21 protein-coding genes and 1 pseudogene are annotated in these 18,278 nt (G+C 68.5%); 11 read left to right on the plus strand and 11 right to left on the minus strand.

The features are described from left to right. The first annotated feature begins 147 nt into the window (after positions 1-147). Positions 148-891: a Mut7-C RNAse domain-containing protein gene (locus ACZ303_RS23065; protein ID WP_467342314.1), complete on the plus strand. Its 744-nt coding sequence runs from the start codon at positions 148-150 to the stop codon at positions 889-891. A gap of 136 nt (positions 892-1,027) precedes the next feature. Here the strand turns inward: ACZ303_RS23065 and ACZ303_RS23070 are convergent, their stop codons facing one another. From ACZ303_RS23070 to ACZ303_RS23080, 3 genes are all read right to left on the minus strand, one after another. After that, positions 1,028-1,621 (minus strand): transposase, encoded by a 594-nt coding sequence (locus ACZ303_RS23070; protein WP_467342315.1) that lies wholly within the window; start codon positions 1,619-1,621, stop codon positions 1,028-1,030. A 255-nt stretch (positions 1,622-1,876) separates the two neighbouring features. Beyond that, the gene (locus ACZ303_RS23075) at positions 1,877-2,485 is read right to left on the minus strand and encodes a dihydrofolate reductase family protein (RefSeq protein WP_467341890.1); all 609 of its coding nucleotides are present in this window, start codon (positions 2,483-2,485) and stop codon (positions 1,877-1,879) included. Positions 2,486-2,577: 92 nt separating this feature from the next. Then, positions 2,578-2,964 carry a VOC family protein gene (locus ACZ303_RS23080; protein ID WP_467341892.1) on the minus strand — a complete coding sequence of 129 codons (387 nt, stop codon included), beginning with the start codon at positions 2,962-2,964 and terminating at the stop codon, positions 2,578-2,580. A gap of 113 nt (positions 2,965-3,077) precedes the next feature. On the opposite strand from ACZ303_RS23080, the gene ACZ303_RS23085 reads away from it, so the two are divergent. The 3 genes from ACZ303_RS23085 (at position 3,078) to ACZ303_RS23095 (ending at position 4,677) form a co-directional block, all read left to right on the plus strand. Further along, on the plus strand, positions 3,078-3,734 hold the full coding sequence (locus ACZ303_RS23085; protein ID WP_467341894.1) for a TetR/AcrR family transcriptional regulator: 657 nt from the start codon (positions 3,078-3,080) through the stop codon (positions 3,732-3,734). Between the two features lie 80 nt (positions 3,735-3,814). Further along, positions 3,815-4,228: a hypothetical protein gene (locus ACZ303_RS23090; protein WP_467341896.1), complete on the plus strand. Its 414-nt coding sequence runs from the start codon at positions 3,815-3,817 to the stop codon at positions 4,226-4,228. Beyond that, positions 4,225-4,677, plus strand: a complete 453-nt coding sequence (locus tag ACZ303_RS23095; protein WP_467341898.1) for a DciA family protein — start codon at positions 4,225-4,227, stop codon at positions 4,675-4,677. The genes ACZ303_RS23090 and ACZ303_RS23095 overlap by 4 nt, the downstream gene beginning before the upstream one ends. On the opposite strand, the gene ACZ303_RS23100 is transcribed toward ACZ303_RS23095, so the two are convergent. Continuing rightward, positions 4,640-4,810, minus strand: a complete 171-nt coding sequence (locus ACZ303_RS23100) for a Scr1 family TA system antitoxin-like transcriptional regulator (protein ID WP_467342317.1) — start codon at positions 4,808-4,810, stop codon at positions 4,640-4,642. The two genes, ACZ303_RS23095 and ACZ303_RS23100, sit on opposite strands and share 38 nt — an antisense overlap. Positions 4,811-4,897: 87 nt before the next feature. Continuing rightward, complete coding sequence (locus ACZ303_RS23105; RefSeq protein ID WP_467341900.1) at positions 4,898-6,304, minus strand: Dyp-type peroxidase; 1,407 nt, start codon at positions 6,302-6,304, stop codon at positions 4,898-4,900. 602 nt (positions 6,305-6,906) lie between these two features. Between ACZ303_RS23105 and ACZ303_RS23110 the strand changes: the two genes are divergently transcribed. Further along, positions 6,907-7,989, plus strand: a complete 1,083-nt coding sequence (locus ACZ303_RS23110; protein ID WP_467341901.1) for a ferritin-like domain-containing protein — start codon at positions 6,907-6,909, stop codon at positions 7,987-7,989. Positions 7,990-8,310: 321 nt separating this feature from the next. Here the strand turns inward: ACZ303_RS23110 and ACZ303_RS23115 are convergent, their stop codons facing one another. Continuing rightward, entirely contained in the window at positions 8,311-8,754 is a 444-nt protein-coding gene (locus ACZ303_RS23115) for a cytochrome P450 (protein ID WP_467341902.1), read from the minus strand. A gap of 316 nt (positions 8,755-9,070) precedes the next feature. Here ACZ303_RS23115 and ACZ303_RS23120 point away from each other — a divergent pair, with 316 nt between their 5' ends. Beyond that, positions 9,071-9,583 carry a hypothetical protein gene (locus tag ACZ303_RS23120; protein ID WP_467341903.1) on the plus strand — a complete coding sequence of 171 codons (513 nt, stop codon included), beginning with the start codon at positions 9,071-9,073 and terminating at the stop codon, positions 9,581-9,583. Positions 9,584-10,081: 498 nt separating this feature from the next. Here the strand turns inward: ACZ303_RS23120 and ACZ303_RS23125 are convergent, their stop codons facing one another. Beyond that, entirely contained in the window at positions 10,082-11,332 is a 1,251-nt protein-coding gene (locus tag ACZ303_RS23125) for a hypothetical protein (protein ID WP_467341905.1), read from the minus strand. Between the two features lie 194 nt (positions 11,333-11,526). Here ACZ303_RS23125 and ACZ303_RS23130 point away from each other — a divergent pair, with 194 nt between their 5' ends. Next, positions 11,527-12,828, plus strand: a complete 1,302-nt coding sequence (locus ACZ303_RS23130) for a NucA/NucB deoxyribonuclease domain-containing protein (protein WP_467341907.1) — start codon at positions 11,527-11,529, stop codon at positions 12,826-12,828. A gap of 68 nt (positions 12,829-12,896) precedes the next feature. Here ACZ303_RS23130 and ACZ303_RS23135 read toward each other — a convergent pair. Further along, positions 12,897-13,478, minus strand: a pseudogene (locus ACZ303_RS23135) (IS5 family transposase); the annotation flags it as partial. Between the two features lie 454 nt (positions 13,479-13,932). On the opposite strand from ACZ303_RS23135, the gene ACZ303_RS23140 reads away from it, so the two are divergent. Together ACZ303_RS23140 and ACZ303_RS23145 are read left to right on the plus strand one after the other, a co-directional pair. Then, positions 13,933-14,103: a hypothetical protein gene (locus ACZ303_RS23140; RefSeq protein WP_467341909.1), complete on the plus strand. Its 171-nt coding sequence runs from the start codon at positions 13,933-13,935 to the stop codon at positions 14,101-14,103. Positions 14,104-14,177: 74 nt separating this feature from the next. Then, a complete protein-coding gene (locus ACZ303_RS23145) occupies positions 14,178-14,516 on the plus strand; it encodes a transposase (protein WP_467341911.1) in 339 nt (112 codons plus the stop codon). Here the strand turns inward: ACZ303_RS23145 and ACZ303_RS23150 are convergent. Next, positions 14,431-15,276: an SDR family oxidoreductase gene (locus tag ACZ303_RS23150; protein ID WP_467341913.1), complete on the minus strand. Its 846-nt coding sequence runs from the start codon at positions 15,274-15,276 to the stop codon at positions 14,431-14,433. The genes ACZ303_RS23145 and ACZ303_RS23150 overlap by 86 nt on opposite strands. Positions 15,277-15,357: 81 nt before the next feature. On the opposite strand from ACZ303_RS23150, the gene ACZ303_RS23155 reads away from it, so the two are divergent. Then, positions 15,358-15,963: a TetR/AcrR family transcriptional regulator gene (locus ACZ303_RS23155; RefSeq protein ID WP_467341915.1), complete on the plus strand. Its 606-nt coding sequence runs from the start codon at positions 15,358-15,360 to the stop codon at positions 15,961-15,963. Between the two features lie 445 nt (positions 15,964-16,408). Here the strand turns inward: ACZ303_RS23155 and ACZ303_RS23160 are convergent, their stop codons facing one another. Then, a complete protein-coding gene (locus tag ACZ303_RS23160; protein ID WP_467341917.1) occupies positions 16,409-17,158 on the minus strand; it encodes an SOS response-associated peptidase in 750 nt (249 codons plus the stop codon). A 139-nt stretch (positions 17,159-17,297) separates the two neighbouring features. Between ACZ303_RS23160 and ACZ303_RS23165 the strand changes: the two genes are divergently transcribed. Then, on the plus strand, positions 17,298-17,858 hold the full coding sequence (locus ACZ303_RS23165; RefSeq protein ID WP_467341919.1) for a hypothetical protein: 561 nt from the start codon (positions 17,298-17,300) through the stop codon (positions 17,856-17,858). A 257-nt stretch (positions 17,859-18,115) separates the two neighbouring features. Here the strand turns inward: ACZ303_RS23165 and ACZ303_RS23170 are convergent, their stop codons facing one another. Next, positions 18,116-18,238, minus strand: a complete 123-nt coding sequence (locus ACZ303_RS23170) for a hypothetical protein (protein ID WP_467341921.1) — start codon at positions 18,236-18,238, stop codon at positions 18,116-18,118. Positions 18,239-18,278: the final 40 nt, after the last annotated feature.

Here is an 18,278-nt window from a genome sequence, read left to right on the forward strand (position 1 = left end):
CCCGGCGGCGGGCAGACACAGCCGCCACCCAGACAAGGGGGGCCACACCCACCCCTCCACACCAACAAGCACACGGCCAACACCCACCACGACAAAGAGAAAAAAGAAGGGTGGCCCGACAATGAGCAGGCGATGCATGCTGAAAAGGTGAACGGCCCCGCAATCGACCTCCTCCTCGCCCCCGAGCTACGCCCCCTCGCCCCCACCCACCAGCGCGGAGAGAAGACCACACTCACCACCGACGGGCGCTCCACCCTCGGTCACACCCTGGAATCCTTCGGAATACCACGCACCGAGATCGGCGCCCTGCTCGTCGACGGCCGAACAGCGGATCCCTCACACATACCCCGCGAAGGCGAGCAGGTCGAAGTACGCGCCGTCACACGGCCACAGGCCGTACCCGGGGCGCCGCTACGGTTCCTCCTCGACATACACCTGGGAACCCTCGCCCGACGCCTGCGCCTCCTCGGCATAGACACCGCCTACCACAACACCGACATCGGCGACCAAGCCCTCGCCACCCAATCAGCAACCGAACACCGCACCCTGCTCACCCGCGACCGAGGACTACTGCGCCGCCGAGAACTATGGGCCGGCGCCTATATCTACAGCCACCACCCCGAACAACAACTCCACGACGCACTGAGCAGGTTCGCGCCCCCACTCGCACCCTGGACACGCTGCACACACTGCAACGGACTCCTACACCAAACCGACAAAAACGCGGTCGCCGGGAGGCTGGAACACGGCACACGGACGACGTATGACGTGTTCGCACAATGCACCGTGTGTAAACAGGTCTACTGGCACGGAACCCACCACACCCACCTCCAGGCAATCGTGGCGCGGGCAGTAGACGAATACGGCAACACCACAGCCCCCACCACCTGAAGGTTCCCACTCAGCCTTACATCGAGACGTGCTACTTCTCCTCATAAACTGAAGCAAGTCGATCAATAACGCCAGCACATACCCACCACAGCGGAATAGCCGAGACCCACAGGAACCGACCAGCGCGATCCGTACATCACCGGGGCGAACAGGCTTGGAACGGTACGCTGCGGCGGGCGATACGGACGCAGCGGAGGTAGGAGAGCCGGTCAGCGTCCAAAACCGGTCCGCTCGCCGCGGCGGCGTGCACGAACCGGCGTACGGCCTGGTGGACCGCGAGCAGGGCCCACAGCTCCTGTCGCACGGCCTCCGGGGTCCGCGACCGGAGCGGTCCGCCGGGCCCGAGGTGGTTCTTGATCTCGTCGAAGGTCGGCTCGATCTCCCAGCGTTGCCGGTAGAGGGCAACCAGCTCATCCGCCGGGTACTGCTCGTGGTTCAGCAGGGAGGTGCCCAGGTGCATGTCGCCCCTGGCGAAGGTGATGACGCGGTAGGTGATCTCCTTCGGCAGCACCCGCCCCTCGCGGGCGGCCCGGAGGCGGACCTCCTTGCCGGGTCGCATCAGCGTCAGGCGGGAGCCGTCCGGGAGGTCGGCCTGCGTGGTGCCGAGGTGGTTGGACTGGAGCCTGACCAGCAGGTGGGCGCCGGACGTGGTGAAGGCGTGGGCGAACTCGACCGACCGGAAGCCGCGGTCGGCGATGACGAGATCACCGGCGCTCGTCGAGCTGGCCAGCGGTAGGCCAGGCGACGCTCGCCGTCCCGGTAGCCGCCCAGGCCGGCGTCAAGGACGGCGTGGGTGCCGATCTCCGCGAGCACAACGGCGCGCACCTACGGGAAGCCGAACGGCGTGCCGCTGGTCGAGGGACCGTCGAGGTGTTGCCGTTATTGGCCGGCGAAGGCCCCCAGCACCCACCGGCCCCAACCACCCGCCCACTCACCTGCGGGTTAGCCAGCTAGCTGACTTGCTGGCTCGTCAACGACCCCCGCCCTACTCCCCCGAGGCCCGGTCGTACGTGAGGAACGCCGCCCCCGACTTCAGGACCGTGTGGTCGGTGAGCTGCCACGCACCCGGCGAGAAGGCCGTGCCGCGCCCGAAGAGCGGTATGCCCGTGCCGATGGTCAGCGGGCTGAGCTTGACGATCAAGCGGTCGATCTCGCCGTAGAGCACTCCGGCCAGCTCGCCGCCGCCGACGAGCCAGATCCCCTTGCCGTCGCCGGAGCCGGCGCGCTTCAGTTCGCGCACCGTCGCGACCGGGTCGGCGGCGACCAGTTCGACGGCGGGGTCCGGGCTCTCGGTCAGGGTGCGCGAGAAGACCAGGTGCCGGAGGTGGGGGTACGCGTCGCTCACGCCGGCCGCGAGGCCGATCTCGTAGCTCTTGCGGCCCTCGACGACCGTGTCGAAGTGGGTGCCTTCGGCGGTGATGCCGAACGCGGCGCGGGCCGGGCCGGGGAGGGTCTCGGGGTACTCGCCGATGAGGTGGTGCAGGTAGTCCTCGGCGGGGGTCCAGAAGCCGCCGGGGCCCGTGGGGTCGGCGCCGTCGGGGCCGGCGATGAAACCGTCGAGCGTGGAGGCGATGAAGTAGGTCAGCTTGCGCATGCGGTGCTCTCTCCTGTGGTCCGGCGGGGTCACGGCGAAGCGGTGAGGCGGCGGGGCGATGAAGCGGTGGGACGGCGGGGCGGCCGCCGGGGTCAGGCGGCGGGGGTGACCCATTCCACGAGCTGGACGACCACGCCGTTGGGGTCGGTGACCTGGAGGAGCCGCTCGCCCCAGGGCTCGTCGCGCAGCGGCATCGTGAGGGTGACGCCCTCGACGCGCAGCCGCCGCTCCTGGTCCTCGATGCCGGTGACGGTGAAGGCGAGGATCAGGCCCGAGGCGCGCCGGTCGCGCTGGTCCGCGGGCAGGACCGGCGTGCCGCGCTGGAGCAGGACCAGGTCGACGGCGGCGTCCTCGCGGGACAGGGCGGCGAACCCGTCGGCCGCCGCGGTCTGCGCGTAGCCGAAGTGCGCGCTGAAGAAGTCGCGGGAGGCCGCGACGTCGTCGACGGTCAGGGACAGGGTGCTGGCGGTGACGTTCAAGTGGCTCCTCGGAAGGGCGGTGACCACCGGGGTGATCTTGCAACAGGCGTAAAAGTAGTACGGGGGTAGTGAAAGGTCAAGTGGAAATTTATCCCGAGGGTAAGATTCCCTCCATGACCACCGCACCCATGGGACTCAGGGAGTCCAAGAAGCACGAGACCCGGCAACTGATCTCCGCTCACGCGACCAGGCTCTTCATGGCCCAGGGCTTCGAGGCGACGACCGTCGCCGAGATCGCCACGGCGGCCCGGGTGGCGAAGAAGACGGTCACCAACTACTTCCCGCGCAAGGAGGACCTGGCCCTCGACCACCACGAGGAGTTCGTGGCGAGCCTGGCGCGGGCCCTGGACGCCCGTGCGCCCGGCGAATCCGCGCTGGCCGCGCTGCGCCGGGAATTCGAGGCCGCCGCCCGCGACCACAACCCGGTGGCCGGCTTCGCGGGGCCGGAGTTCAGCCGCATGATCGCGGACAGCCCCACCCTCACGGCGCGCCTCCGCGACCTCCACGACCTGCGCGAGGACGCCCTCGCCCGTGCGCTGGCGGCGGCGACGGACGCCGACCCCGCCGACATCGCCCCGCGATGCGCGGCGGCCCAGCTCGGGGCCGCGCACCGGCTGCTGTTCCGGCGGATCCAGGAACTCACGCTCGCGGGGCACGACAACGCCTTGATCGCGGCCGCCGTCACCGATGACGCCGCCCATGTCTTCGGTGCCCTCGAACCCTCCCTCGCCGACTACGCCAGGCGCGTCGCCGGCCCCTCACCGGCGTAGCGGCGCCCGGCGTCACCCGTTGGCGGGGCCCGTCGCCCATCGGCCCCGCCCCGGGCGGCGACCCGGGCACACTCGCCTGCATGAATCAGCACATTTCCCCCATGAGCCGACGCCGCCTGCTCCGTGGTGTGGCGGCCGCCGGCGCAGGGCTCGTCCTGCCCGGCGCCGCCGTCGCGGCCCCGAAGGACCGCACCGGACAGTTGCCGACCGTGGGGAAGGTCTACCGGCTCGGCCTGCACGCCACCGGCGCCACGCTCGCGGGCGACGCCCCGTCACCGCACCCGGGCCTGCGCTTCACCGGCTTCAGGACGCTGGCCGTCCCACCCGGCGGCATCGACTTCGCCCGCTACGAGATCCTCGACTTCGCCATGGACGCCTCGCACCCGCTGCTCGGCAAGGTCACGCTGCGTCCGCCGCTGGTCACCACCCGAACAGCAGGATCAGCAAGGCCTCCGGCGGACTCGTGGAGGACTGGCGCCAGCCGATCGTCATGACCGTCGAGCGCCTGAGGAACCGCACCGGCCCGTTCGCCTTCACCACCGCCGCCGCGCCTCACCTCGTCGCCCACCTCACCCGGTACCCGCCGCCGCGCCATGAGCTGTCCGGCGTCGAGCTGGCCCGGGTCGCGCTGCACCAGGCCCGCGAAGCCGCCAAGAAGCGCGGCGCCAGCGAGGCCTGCGCCCCGCGCCGCCGCCGTACCCGCGTGGTGCAGCGCGACGGGCGGGTTCGCTGCCGCGCTCCAAGGCTTGATGGCCGACCGGCCTGGGAGCTCCCGGCCGCCGGCGGCAGCGTGCTGGACCGCTGGCCGGATATCGCGGCCGCCGTCGCGCCGTACCTGCCCGACCACTCGTCCCATCACCACGGCGAGACCGTCAGCCAGACGCCCAGAACTTCGCAAACCGCACTCAGAGGCAGCTCGCCGCGTCGATGTACGTCTTGGTGACGTCGGTGATGAAGCCGCGACTGCTGTCGGGACTGAGGGCCAGGGCCTGGAGGTGGCCAAACATCACGCCGTAGTGCTGCACGTCGGATGGCTTCTCCAGGTAGAGATCACTGGTGTCGATGCAGCAGTACATCGTCACCAGCAGCAGTACCGGGTCCTTGGACAGGGTCCGTGAAGGCTACGAGGAGATCTCCAGCTCGTGGTGGTCGGTGCGTGCCGGTCACAGACTGCGCAGGAAGGAGAGCGAGGGCATGAAGAAGTACTCGCCGCCCTTCATGGTCACGGCCTGCGCCATGGCAGGGACTTCCTGGCCCTCCACCTCGCCCCACACCCGCGGCCAGGTCGCCGGGGGGCGATCGCCTTGCCCGATGACCTGGTCGAGGCCGGGGGCCGCCTCACCTTCACCGGGCTCCGGGAAGCCGGGGTTGTTGGCCCAGGTGTTCTGCGTGAACTCGAACTGCCTGTTCAGATCCGAGTTGAATGCCATGAACAGCAGGCCGACGCCGGTCTCGGGAAGGTCGCCCTCGGACCGCTCGCCATAGGTCTGCCCGCGCCGCGCCATCAGGTGGCGGCGTTCGGCCTCCGGTGGCTGCCCGAAGCCGCCGGACCCGCGCGGGTTGGTCTTGCGGATGTGTGCCTGGTACGGACACTTGTCGGCGGCGTCGTCGCTGGCGTAGTTGAAGTTGTTCATCACCGGGCTGTGTGCTCCGGGCGTGGCCTGCAACGTGAGCGGAGTCCCGTCCTTGAAGCGGCCGACGAGCATCGCACCGGCCCGCTCGCGGTCGTTGTTCTCGAGCTTCAACACATCGGCGAGGGCTTCCTCCGCCTGCCTGAACGCCCGGACGTTCTGCTCCAGCTTGCGCAGCACGAAGTAGCTGCCGAAGTCCGTCGCAGGGTCGGGAGCAGCGGGATCCGCGACCAGTACGCGTTCCAGTGGCTGGGCCGGGTCCCATACGGAGACTCCGTCGGTCCGGCGGCGCTCTTCCTCCAGATCCTCGGTGAGGAACAGCGGCTGGCTGCGGCCGTCGACATAGCCGAAGTGCTCGATCCCGTCACCGTTCGCATTGTGCATGCCGCGGCCCGTCTCCCTGCCGAGCACACGGATCGAGCCCGTCAGCAGACCCTCGATCTCTTGGAGCTTGGAGTCCACCGGGCCTGCTTCGGCGCCGCCGACCAGGACGACGGCGTGGATCTCCTCCTGAAAGCCGGATTCCCACTGCGCGACCTCCGGGTCTCCGAGCTTTTCCCGGGTCCCGGCGTCCCGCATCCCCCTCCTGAAAGCGTCATCGATGGGGGCCCGGTCCTTCAGATCCAGCCGGCCATAGCCTGCGAACGTGAGCCCCACACCGACATAGGGCACGTCCGACACGTCGTTCGGCCCGTTCTCCTTGAAGGCCTTCACTTCCTGAAGTTGCGTCTTGGCCGACTTCACCAGCTGGGCCAGCCCGGTCAGGAAAGCCCGCGCCTCCGCAGTGCCTTCCGCGCCCTGGCCGAACTGCAGCAGCAGGATGTGAAGGTGCTCGCGTACGTGACCCTTCAGGATATTGGCCTGCAGATTCTGCAGCATCGTGTCGGCATCACCGGTGGCGTTCTTCCACGACAGGGGATTGCTGAGATCGACGGGCATGCCGGCCCCTTTCATCGAGCCTGGAACATGACGTTTCCGGGCCGGCTTGCAGGGCGGCCGGTGCCGGAACAGAGGCCCTCACCGTGGATGGGTCCGGCTGACCTGGATCAGTCGGAGGCAGCAGAAGGCTGTCGTGGGGCGGTGCAGGACCTGATGTCCAGCCTGGTGGATTCTTTGGTGATGCGCGACTTGGCCGTCACGTCCTCGGTTACTCCCGACTCCCGACTTGCGTCCACCTGAGCACGAGGCCCGACGGCGTCGCGAGTGAAGGCGGCGGGCTCCAGAAGCACCGTTGCTCTTCTACGGTCACCTCCGCGAAGGCCCGCCTTCTTCGAGATGTGCGGTGCCCACGACGCTCGTACGTCCATCCGTGCCGGTTCGCACTCCGACGAGCCGCGGCCAAACAGGTGAAAGTGGTAGTGACCAACACGGGAACCCCTACCGGGCTGCAGGAATTCCTCCCCGAGCACTGCTCCGGCGTATCGCAACCCACTCCGACCGTACGGATGAACTCTGCCAGCGCGGTCTCGCGCGTCCAATGACGCACACGCACTGCGTTTCACAATAAATTCAGAATCCCCACAAGCGAGAAGGAGAGCACTGTGTCCACGGTTCTCAACTATCGAAGCAATATGATCGTCGAACTGATGCGGATGCCCGCCGAGGAACACGACGAGCTGTGGCTCAAAAACGCATTGCAGCAGGCGGTCCTGCTGGAGCTGGCGACGCTTCCCCCTTACTTGTGCGGTCTCTGGTCGATCGAGGATCCGGACCGTGACGGCGAGGTCTCCGAAACAATCAAGGAAATCGTCTTCGACGAGATGTCCCACATGGGCCTGGTCTGCAACATGCTCACCACCATCGGCGGCGCCCCCCGGATCGCCGACGCGGCACTGGTGCCGAAGTATCCCGGACCACTGCCCGGCGGCGTACGGCCCGAGCTGTCCGTTTCCCTCACCGGCCTGACCAGGGAGGCGGTCGACATGTACTCCCAGATCGAGAGGCCCGACCACCCTGTCGTCGAGGCCGAGGAAGTCCACACATCCATCGGGGCCTTCTACACGCAAATCCTTGAAGCGTTCCGGAACCAGCCGCAGCTCATCAAGGGAACCAAGCAGGTCATCAGGAACATGTCGTCCCACGGCAAGGGGAACGATGTCGTCGCACTCACATCACTGGAAGATGTAGAGGCTGCCATCACCATCATCAAGGAACAGGGTGAAGGAACTGCCGCGTCGCCGGACAACCCGTTCCCTGGGCCGCCGGGGGAGCTGGCCCACTTCTACTCTTTCCGGGAGATTTTCCACGGCCGAAAACTGGTCCTGGTGTCGAGCGACCCGCAGCGGTTCGACTTCCAGGGCGACGAGATTCCCATGCCACGGACCTCCCGCATGGGAACGGTCCCCAGCGGCGGCTGGGAGCAGGGTGGGGTTCCGGTCTCCAGTGAGGTGCGCGGGGCCCTGGGCACCTTCAATCAGCACTACAGCTCGATGCTTCGATTCCTCGAACAAACCTGGCAGGCTGATCCGTCAAGTACGCCAACACCGGCACAATTGCTGAGCAAAGCCGTCGGGGAGATGCGCAAACTGGAGGAACCAGCTCGGCAGTTGATGCAGATGCCGCTGCCGGGTGGCAGCGAGATGACCTTTGGTCCGGAATTCCGGTACGTCGAGGCCGGAGGGTGAGAGAGAAGAACGGAACGGCACGCAATACGCACCCCTTTCACGGCATCATGACCTATGCCGCAGTACATCGCCGGCTCCATGCCAGGAGACGGGTGGCCTGCCGGGCGGACCGCTGAGCTCTGCCGATCCGCCACCCAAGCCGCCACGCCCAGCACGATCGCCCCCCAGCTCACCACACCTCGCGCAGCAGGATCGCGGCGGCGTCCAGGACCTTGAGGGGCCGCAGCCGCTTCCTGGTCATCTTGGCGGCGGAGCTGCGGATGACGTCCCCCTATCACCAGGTCGAAGACCTCGATCGCCTCGTCCGCAGCGATCTGCGGCTCACCGAGGTGAACGCGACCAGGGTGGCCAGGCGTCGGTCTCCGGCCAGGTCGGCGACCGCCTGGGGCGGGCGGCGCGCGCGAAGCGGACCATGCTCTGGAGGCGGCCCGGCGGTATCGCGGACAGGTCCCACGCGAACAGGACAGATCCCGTGGGAAGGGTCTCACCACCCACATCGATCGGGCCCGTGGTGATGCGCTGGGAGATACCGAACAGCGGGTACATACGCAATGACTCGTTGATGGCACGGTCGTAGAAGGCCGCGTCGCCGGGCTCTGCTGCCATGCGCTGCTGGACCTCGGGATGATGCGCAAGAGCCAGAAGAAGATGAGCCACCCCCTCAGCGAGCTGCGCCACACCAGTCGTGAAGAAATTGCTCTGCAGATACAGGGCACGGTGTTCGTCATCGAACGATGGCGGCACGTCGCAGGCAACCACACCCATGCGGACCTGATCGAGAAGGTAGGAGGTCAGTGCGCCCGGCGATCCAACCGGCGGAGTTTGCTGAACGCCGCAGCGTGGATACTATCCGACCACTCGAGCTTGCCCCGAATTGCCCCAGCTGGCTCCCATGGCAGTGACGAACTGGGCGCCTTCGCCAGCGGACCCCGGCGCCGGGTGGGTTCAGGGGGCGCCACGACCGGCCTCGCCTGGATGTCACTACCCCATCGCGGTACATGTCCCGCCGGTCATCCGGCTGCCCGCCACTTGTGCGCTGCCCGCGCTCCGATGTGAGCGTGGCGGTACGGCGTGCAGCCCAGTGGGGCGGAGCAAGGAGCTGGAGAGCGCGGTGCAGCTGATCGAGGCACTGGCCACGGACTGGAAACCCGAGGAGTACCACGATACGTACCACGAGCAGGTGGAGGAGCTGGTCCGGGCGAAGGCCGAAGGCCAAGAGATGGAGCCCTCCCCTGCGCCGCCGGAGGCGACCAACGTGGTCGACCTGATGGCGGCTTTGCAGAGCAGCATCGATCAGGCCCAGCAGCGGACCGGTGGCGCCGGCCCGGCCCGGCGGAAGCGGGCGCCGTCGCGGAAGGCGGCCACCGGCAAGCCGGCCGCGGGCAAGAAGCCCGCCAAGACCCGGCCCGCTCCTAGCAACGCCAGCCGGGGCCGCCGGGCCAGCGCCGCGAAGAGCCGGGGTGACCTGGCCGGGTTCAGCAAGGCCGAGCTCTACCAGCGGGCGGCCAAGGCGGGCACCAGGGGGCGTTCCTCCATGAGCCGCGACCAGCCGATCAAGGCCCTCACCAAGAAGCCTGGCAAGAGCGCCGTCTGACCTGGGCCGTCAGCCTTCAGCGACCACCTCAAGCAGACCTCGGAGACTTGCGGGCGGCCTCGACGATTTCCCAGCAGGTATCGCATAGCGTTCGAGCCCCGGGCCCGTTCCCTGTCAAGTCCATGTGTTCAGCTTGAGTGCCGGACGCTCATGCCCCTGCCTGGGTCATGTGGCCGGCTCGCCCAAGGAAACTGAGGCGGCCGGTCCTGCCTAGGGCCTGTCTGATGGGTCGGTGACGAACCGAGGCGAGACTCGTTGGCCACCGTCAACAGGACTCGTATGCCCATGAGTTGACCTCTTCCCATGAGTTGAGCTCGCTGCTGTCATCGGAGTGAAGCGCGAATCACCTTGGCAGGGGTTCGCCGCATGCAGCAGGAGACGTTCGGCCGCGGGCACCGGTCCCTGAGGCTGGGCTCGGGGTAGAGGTGCGGAGGGCCCCGCACGGAACCGGGAGGCCGGGGGTTCACGTGCGGGGCCGCGCTCACGGGGTGGGGGTCGTCAGACTCCGGTCAGGGTGTATGTACCCGTGCCGTCCTGCCTGCCGCTGGAGTACTGGCGGATGAGTTCCCCGTCCGCGTACCGGTTGTGGCCCAGCATGGAGCCGGTGTACTTGTTCTGCAGTCCGATCTTCGTGCTGCCGGGTACGTCGCGGTAGATGTAGAACCGCTGGAGGTCGTCTTCCCCGCAGGTGGCCGTTGTCAGGTATGCCTGCTCCTGGTTGGCGATGTTCGCGGGGATGGTCGCGCATCCGCCGTTTCCCCAGTTCCACAGGGACGCCTCGATGACGCCGTTGTGCTCGGTCACGTTGCACAGTCGCCAGTTGTCCAGGTGGGCGCTGGTGAAGTTGGATTCGCGCAGGCGGATGCCGTCGTTGGCGAAGAGCGGTGCGCTCCAGTTCAGAGGCTTGCCGGGGACGTCGATCTTGTAGGCGCCGGGTTGGCAGTTCAGGGCGGCGCGCGGGGTGGCCTTCATGTTCTGGGTGGCCTTGGCGGCTGTTGCGGCGTTGTCGGCGTCGTGCTTGGCCTGGTCGGCCTTGATCGAGGGGACGGGACCTGCCGGGTGCTTCGCGGTGGCGGCGGGGGAGCCGCAGTCCAACAGGCCCTGGGCCTTGGCCATGATGCTGTTGGCGGGGACCTTGTCCTCGCAGCGCACCGCGCCTTCTTCGAGGGCGGTGTAGGTGGTGTAGCTGCCGCTGTCGGGGCCCTCGGTCCACTTCAGTGCCCAGCTGCCGTCGCCCTGTTGGACGCGGTTGCAGTTGAGGCTGCCGTAGGTGCCGGTGACCTTCTTGGTGCCCTTGTAGAGGCCGTAGTAGCCGGGCTCGAAGAAGTTCCAGGAGACGGAGTTCGACTCGCTGCTGGTGGAGGAGTAGTTGACCTGCACGTTCAGGCCAAGGCTCGCGCCGACGCTGCCGAGGGCCTCGACGGCGAAGCTTCCCTGAACGGTGCCGTTGAGGCCGACAGACACCGAGATGGTGGTCTGGGTGCTGGTGGTGACGGTATGGCTGCCGGTGGAGCCCTGGGTGACGTACCAGCCCTTGAAGTGGGTGATCGTCGGGGTGACTTCGGTCGTCTTGATGACCGGGTGGCGTGTGCCGAGATCGGCTGCGGCACAGGTCTGGCCGGGCTGGACCGTCTGCCCGGAGGCGGCCGGGGTGGCGGCGGCCGGGGTGGCGGCCAGGCCCACGGCGGCCGTCGCGGTGGCTATGAGCGCTCCGAGCCCTCTGCCCAGGCGGGTTCTTGTGCGGCGCATCGTTGCTTTCCCCCTGTGTGTGATCTGTGAGGTGAGTGTGAGTGAAACTAGCGCCGTCGGGGGCGGCAGGTCTGTACCACAACTGGCCAAATACGATCACGAACTGTCGCGTTCTCGGTTGGCATGAAGGGAGTTGACCGGTTCCATGCCTTCGGTGTGCCCGCAACGGGGCCACCCGAGGAAGGGACCACCTTTTGAAACACGTCAGACGCGGCCTGGCAGCGATAGCCTCGCTCGCCCTCACCGCAGCCCTGTGCACCGTGGGCGCCCAACCGGCCGCCGCCCAACCGCCCACGAGCCGTACAGTCCCCCAGGGCCACGGCGACTGTACGGAAGCCGGGCCCGACCTCCGGCGCGAGGGCATGACCTGGACCTGCATCAAGACGGGACCGGCCACCGCCTCCGCCCTCGCCGCCGTGCCCGCCGCAGCCCCCCGGGTCGCCCGTGCCAACCCGGGGGCGGACCTCTGCCTCGAAAAAGACCCCGACCCGAATAAGCCCATCGAGCCCATCCCCTCGAACCGCAAGGCGTATTGCATGCGGTACCTGGCCGAGTACGTGACCCTTGGCGAGGACAACAAGGTGAACGGCCAGGCCCATGTCCTGGTCTTCGCCGCAGCGGCCATGAACTCCCTGCCCAATGCACAGTGGAAGGAGGACATCGTGATCCAAGTCACCGACATGACGCCCAATATCGCCGCTGTGACGATGGCTCTGAGCGCCACGTGCAGCGGCCAGTGCACGGCGGGGGCACCGGCCTGGGGCGGCGCGCCCGTGCTCCTGAAGAACGGCCAGGGCAGGGAGGACGGAACCCTCTCCTACAGCTCGTCGGTCGGCAAGGGCTTTGACACGATCGTCCAGCCCTCCTACCACGTGAACGGGACCATTATCACCGTCAAGGGCGGCGGGAGGCCCGTGAACAGGTTCCTGGACTGGCCCGGCCCCAAGGTGCGCTGTGACGACAAGGTCTCACCGAAGGACGGATCGCCGCCCGGATGCATTGTCGACGGGCACACGGCCAACGTGACACTCCACCGGTCGCTCTACAAGGGGGCGGCCGTCGCCTACGAGTGGGCGCAGAAGAACCTCACGGGCAAGTTCGGCACCCCCGGGCACCTGCTGAACCGGTGGTATGTTGACCCGCTTGACCCGGAGGCCGAGGGCAGGCGTGCCCTGACCTGTGACCGTGGGAAGTACAAGTTCCCCCGGGGCGCCACGGGCATCCCCAACGACTCGTGTGACGAGTACCCGTTCGCCAAGTCGGTGCAGGGCGGCAACGAGGGTGAACTGTGTATCGACATCACCCCGCGCGAGGTCGGCGGGGTGTGGGACGTGGCGAACGTGACTGTCGACCGGGGCACCCCGCCCAACGCGCCCTGCATCCGGGCCCATGTCGACGAAAAGGACAACTCCGCTGCGGGTTCCGAGTTCGGGAGGGCGGTGACGTCCGACCGCATCATGCAGGGCGAGGCGTTCGAGGTCATCATCGACGCGTAGGCGGCGGATCTGCCTCCCCGGGCACCCGGGGAGGCAGACCAGGGGCCAGCCAGGTTCCGTCTGACGGGTCATGCACGAAGCCACAGGCGTATGGCCGCGACGGTCACAGTGCCGCAGAAGACATAGACCCGCTTGTCGAACCTCGTGGCAACCGCTCGATTCATCTTCAACTTTCCGATCAACCGCTCCACTTCGTTCCTGCGAACGTAGCGGGCCTTCTCGAAGCTGGTGGGCCGGCCACCTCGGCTTCCACGGCGCAAGCTATTGGCCTGCTGATTCCTCGGCTCAGGGATGGTGTGCTTGATCTGTCGGCGCCGCAGGTAACGGCGATTGCGCCGAGAGCTGCAGGCACGATCGCCGCTCAGGTGGTCCGGGCGGGTGCGCGGGTGCCCGCCCATCGGCCGCGGGACGCGGATGCGCTCCAGGACCGGAATCATCTGAGGCGCGTCGCCCCATTGTCCGGGTGTGATCAGTAGGGCCAGGGGCCGCAGGCCGCCCTCACCCACCACGTGGATCTTTGTGGTGAGGCCGCCGCAGGAGCGGCCAAGGCCTTCATCGTCCCGGTGGTGGTCTGGCCGGGCTCGTCTGCCCGGTACCGTCGGGGGGTGACGGGCACCCGCAGCGTGTTGGTGGGCCCTGCAGATCGTCGCTCAACGACGTCGGGCGCCGTTTCCAACTGGCCGGAGAGCTGATCCGCCAGCTGCCATGGATGGGCCGCGCCTCGGTGCCCCGGATCGCCTGGATCCTGCGGGAGGTCGCCGATGCCGGGTGGAGTGCCGACGATGTGATCGCCCTCCTGGACTGCGGTGACGCCCCGGACCAGGTGCACCGTCCGTCCGGGTTCCTCGCCCGGCGGCTGGCGGGGGCGGTGACCCTGTGGCCGACGCCGGAGAGCCGGGCGCGCCTACCGGGACTCCCGCCGCGCGGAAAAGGCCCGTCACCAGGAGTGGGAGGGCAACTGGCAGGGACCGAAGTCCCACGCCGTCCAGCGCCTGGTCGACGAAGCATTCGCCCCCCCAAGGCCCCGCCCCGGCCGTCCATGAGGACGAGACCCTGCCGGAGCTCACGGGCCTTGAGGACCTGCCCCCCGAGCTCCGGCAAGAAATGAAGACCCAGGCACAACTGGAGTGCATGGCGGGCGAGACCACCCTTGTCACCCACACCGTCGACTCGTTCGGGCGGACCGCCCTTGAGTGGATCTACGGCCCCGACCTGGTCCAGCGCGCACTGCGCCTCACCGGCGGCACCACCCTCATGACCATTGGACGCCGTTAGAGCGTGTTCGTAGTTGCGATCAGGGATTGGTGGATTCGGCTGCGCCCTGTCCCGCAGCCTGGTAGGCCGGGGGCATGGCGCGTGGCGATCTGACGGACGATGAGTGGGCCCTGGTCGAGCCGCACCTCCCGCCGCTGGGCGAGCGGGGCCCGGTCCCCGACCTACGGCGGCAGTTCAACGCCGTGATGTGGTGGTTCCGCACCGGCAGTCCGTGGCGGGATAGACCCGTGGGTTCGGGGTCAACTCACGGGACCGGTCCTGCTTCAGCCCGGCCGCCAAAGGCGCTGTCCCGGGCGCGCACCGTTTTCCACGCGCCCGGGGCAGGTTCTATCGGAAGGCCGGCAGGCTGCGCGCGACCCACGCGCCGAAGGGCCTGGCCGGACGGCGGAGGACGTTCTCCACGTCGGGGCTGATCTCCTGCTCGGCCGGCAGCGGGACACCGAGGACGTCCAGGGTGCCGCCGATGACCTCCTGCGGCATGAACTGCGCCATGTGGGCGTGGGCTTCCTCGCGGGAAAGTTCCACGAAGGCCACCTCCTCGCCCAGGGCCTCGGAGATCACCGCGACCTGCCTCCTCGGGCTGATGGCCTCGGGGCCGGTCAGCTCGTACGTACGGCCCGCGTGGCCGTCCTCGCGCAGCGCGGCAGCGGCGACCTCGGCGATGTCTGCCGGGTCGATAACGGGCAGTGCCACATCTGGGAACGGGGCGAAGACCGTGCGCTTGGTACGGACCGACTCGGCCCAGGCGAAGCCGTTGGAGGCGAAGCCACCCGGGCGCAGGATGGTGAAGTCCACTCCGGACGCGTGCACGGCGGCCTCGAACTCGCGCAGGCGGGCGTGCGAAAGGGCCTTGGGCCGGGTGGAGTTGAGCTGGGAGGAGAGCAGGACGACCCGCTTGACCCCGGCGGCCGCGGCCGCGTCCAGAAGGGCCTGCGGGCTTTCGCCGTGGCCATTGAGCTCGCCGCCCAGCAGGATGAAGAAGGCGTCGGCGCCCTTGAGAACCGGCCGCATGCTCGCGGCGTCCCCGACGTCGGCTTGGGCGTGCCGGACACCGGCCGGAAGCCCGGCGGGCTGCGGCTGCCGCGAGACGGCCAGGACCTCCTCGCCCGCCTCGGCCAGCAGCGGCACCAGCGTCCGCCCGATGTTGCCGGTCGCACCAGTCACCACGATCATTGCGATCCCCCAAGTTAGTTAGTTGGCTGACTTGGAAGGAATCTAGCATGACCCCAAGGGGCGCTGTCTATAGTTGGTTGGGTGACTGACTCAGTGAAGCCCCGGGCGGCGCGGGCGGCCGACAAGCGCCGACGGCTCACGGCCGCGGCGGCCCAGGTCCTGCACGAGCAGGGCGTCGAGCGGACCACCCTCGCCGACATCGCGCGCGTGGCCGATGTCCCCGTCGGGAACGTCTACTACTACTTCAAGACCAAGGACGAACTGGTCCGGGCCGCACTGTCCGAGCACAGCGCCCACCTGGACCAACTCACAGGCCGACTGGACCAGTTGCCCGACCCGCTCGACCGCCTCAAGGCCCTGATCGAAGCCTGGGTCGGCCAGCGCGACACCGCCGCCCGCTATGGCTGCCCCACCGGCACTCTGGCCGTCGAGGTCGACAAGCGCGCGGACGGGACCCTGGACGCGGAGGCCGGTGCGGTGATCCGGCGGCTGCTCGACTGGGCCGGACACCAGTTCCGCGCCCTGGGCCTGCCCGACCCGGACGACCTCGCCGTCACCCTCATCTCCGGCTACCAGGGCATGTCGCTCCTGGCCAACGCCCTGCGCGACCCGGACATCATGACCCGCCAGGGCGCCCGCCTCCTGCACTGGCTCGACTCCCTGCAGGCTCCCGGCCAGACCCCCTGACCCGGCGAGCGATCATTGGCCAGGCTCACGTGTTCGTATGCTCCCTGGCCGGCTCCCGGTCGTCCGGCTCCCCGCGACCAACCCGAGCCCTCATCTTCGCCTCGATCGAAGGATGGTCGGAGACAGCGAGAACGCTTCAGGAATCCTGAAGTTACGTCACTCGACGAAGAACATCTGACTGAGGGAGAACCTCCTGGCCGCACCTCGCTGAGTCCCTACCTCGGCCGGCTGTTCTTCGCGTTCTCCCGTTCCGCGCGCCGCGCGGTGAGCCGTTCCAACAGCTCGGGACCTATGCGCCGGATCGCCCACGATCAGCGTGAGCACCCCGGGAACGGTCACACCCGCCAGGCCAGGGTCTTGTTGGTCGGCCGTCGGCTGAGGATCCGGGCGGGTGGCACTCGGTCGGAGGCGGCGCCGGCGCTGCCGCGCTTGTTCCGGTGTGTGGTCAGGTGCGGGGGTCCGGATCGGGGGCGTTGTCCAGGAGGTGGGGGCCGTTGTTGCGGACGTTGTTGACCGCGGTGGTCACCGCGCGGGCGTCGAGGTGGCCTTGGGCGGGCGTGGCCAGCAGCGCGCGGAGCTCGTCGGCGTCCTGGTGCGCGGGGTCGAGCCAGGCCTCGTAGTCGGCCGGGGCGATGGCCAGCGGCATGCGGGGGTGGATCCGGCCGGCGGTGTCGGTGGCTTCGGTGGTGATGATGGTGCAGGTGGTCCACCACGCCGCCGGATCGTCGTCCTGGGCCACCGCGGGGTCGCGCCAGAACTCGTACAGCCCCGCCATCGCCATCACCTGGCCGTCCGCGGGGCTGATGAAATACGGCTGCTTGCGGGCCTTCGCCGTCGCGGTCGCCGGGACAGCGACCCACTCGTAGAACCCGTCGGCGGGGAGCAGGCAGCGGCGTGTGGCGAAAGCGCGGCGAAAGGCCGGCTTCTCATGCACCGTCTCCACCCTGGCATTGATCATCTTCGCGCCGGCGTCCAGGCTCTTCGCCCAGGACGGCACCAGGCCCCACCGCAACGCACGCAGCTGCCGCTCCAGTGCACCGCTCCCCCGGTCGGTGCGTTCCAGCACCGCCCACACCTCGTCGGTCGGAGCGATGTTCCAGCTCGGTTCCAGGAGATGCTCCGGATTCCAGCGCGTGACCTGGAACAGCCCGGCCAGGTCCTGGGGGCTGCGGGTCGAGGCGTAGCGGCCGCACATGGCACCCACCCTGCCACGCCGGGCCGCCGACGGGCCGGAAGACAGACCCCCCCCCCGGACGGGGCGGTGCTCGGATCTACCTGGCGCGGCGGAGCGGATCCCGGTGTTGGCAGACCTTCCAAGATTCGGGAGTTGCCCCATGAGTTCACGTGTGACACGTATCGCCATCACGGCCGGGGCCGGCCTGCTGGTCCTGGCCGCCGGGAGCGCCACCGCGCAGGCCCGGACGGAGCCTGTGTCCGGCGCCGGGACCTGCCTGGTCAACGTCGACACGAACACCACCCGGTGCTTCGGTACGTTCCGTGAGGCCGTCGCCGCCTCCACGGAGGGACGGATCACCGATGCGCCTCTGTCCGGCAAGGACGCCGCACGGGATCGGGGGCTGGTCGACAGACTCCGGGTGTCCTCCGCCGCGAGCGGGAAGCCGAGCACCGAGCTCGCCATCCTCTACCAGGACTGGAACTTCGGCGGCAAGTCGATCATTCTCAACGGCAACGCATGCCAGAGCGGCAACGGCCGGGATTACGTGGGTGAGTTCACCGATTGGGCGGACACGTTCAGCTCGGTCATCCCCGTCGCCTGCTGGGTCGAGCTCTGGGCCGACCCCCACCAGACCGGCACGCACCAGGAGTACCGCGACTCCACGCCCTATGTGGGCGATGCCATGAACGACCAGGCGAGTTCGTACGCCCTCCTGTAGGCCGTAAGTCCCGCTCGGTACGGCGGCGGTGCCGCCGATGGAACCGCTCGCGGCTCCATCGGCGGCACCGTCTCGTACCTACCCCCAGTCGCACCTATGGTCGCTTTCGTGAGCCCCTACCCTGATCCCCATCGTGTCCGCGTCGTAGCCCAGCCCGACGAGCCGGTCATCATCGAGGTCGACCGCCTTGATGTCGCCTCGGGCGTCGAGGCGTATCGCACCGCGCAGACCGTGGACGGCGAACCCGAGGTCACCCTTTACGTCCAGCCCGGCTGGAAAGCGTGGAGTTCCAGGGCCTGGCCGAGGTCATGGCCGAGCCATCGGACCTCCGGCACGTCGTGGTCGGCCTCCTCGGCTCCGCGGACTGGCACCTGCTCCATGAAACAGTTCTCGCTCGTGACGACCTGAACAGGGAGCCGG

It is taken from the genome of Streptomyces sp. NPDC023527 (assembly GCF_055560115.1).

What these genes read in the sequence shown, in the direction of transcription:
- ACZ303_RS23075 (WP_467341890.1), bottom strand. Translation starts at nt 2,485, where the DNA reads ATGCGCAAGCTGACCTACTTCATCGCCTCCACGCTCGACGGTTTCATC.
- ACZ303_RS23085 (WP_467341894.1), top strand. Translation starts at nt 3,078, where the DNA reads ATGACCACCGCACCCATGGGACTCAGGGAGTCCAAGAAGCACGAGACC.
- ACZ303_RS23090 (WP_467341896.1), top strand. Translation starts at nt 3,815, where the DNA reads ATGAATCAGCACATTTCCCCCATGAGCCGACGCCGCCTGCTCCGTGGT.
- ACZ303_RS23095 (WP_467341898.1), top strand. Translation starts at nt 4,225, where the DNA reads ATGACCGTCGAGCGCCTGAGGAACCGCACCGGCCCGTTCGCCTTCACC.
- ACZ303_RS23100 (WP_467342317.1), bottom strand. Translation starts at nt 4,810, where the DNA reads ATGTACTGCTGCATCGACACCAGTGATCTCTACCTGGAGAAGCCATCC.
- ACZ303_RS23105 (WP_467341900.1), bottom strand. Translation starts at nt 6,304, where the DNA reads ATGCCCGTCGATCTCAGCAATCCCCTGTCGTGGAAGAACGCCACCGGT.
- ACZ303_RS23115 (WP_467341902.1), bottom strand. Translation starts at nt 8,754, where the DNA reads ATGGGTGTGGTTGCCTGCGACGTGCCGCCATCGTTCGATGACGAACAC.
- ACZ303_RS23125 (WP_467341905.1), bottom strand. Translation starts at nt 11,332, where the DNA reads ATGCGCCGCACAAGAACCCGCCTGGGCAGAGGGCTCGGAGCGCTCATA.
- ACZ303_RS23140 (WP_467341909.1), top strand. Translation starts at nt 13,933, where the DNA reads ATGAAGACCCAGGCACAACTGGAGTGCATGGCGGGCGAGACCACCCTT.
- ACZ303_RS23145 (WP_467341911.1), top strand. Translation starts at nt 14,178, where the DNA reads ATGGCGCGTGGCGATCTGACGGACGATGAGTGGGCCCTGGTCGAGCCG.
- ACZ303_RS23150 (WP_467341913.1), bottom strand. Translation starts at nt 15,276, where the DNA reads ATGATCGTGGTGACTGGTGCGACCGGCAACATCGGGCGGACGCTGGTG.
- ACZ303_RS23160 (WP_467341917.1), bottom strand. Translation starts at nt 17,158, where the DNA reads ATGTGCGGCCGCTACGCCTCGACCCGCAGCCCCCAGGACCTGGCCGGG.
- ACZ303_RS23165 (WP_467341919.1), top strand. Translation starts at nt 17,298, where the DNA reads ATGAGTTCACGTGTGACACGTATCGCCATCACGGCCGGGGCCGGCCTG.
- ACZ303_RS23170 (WP_467341921.1), bottom strand. Translation starts at nt 18,238, where the DNA reads ATGGAGCAGGTGCCAGTCCGCGGAGCCGAGGAGGCCGACCACGACGTG.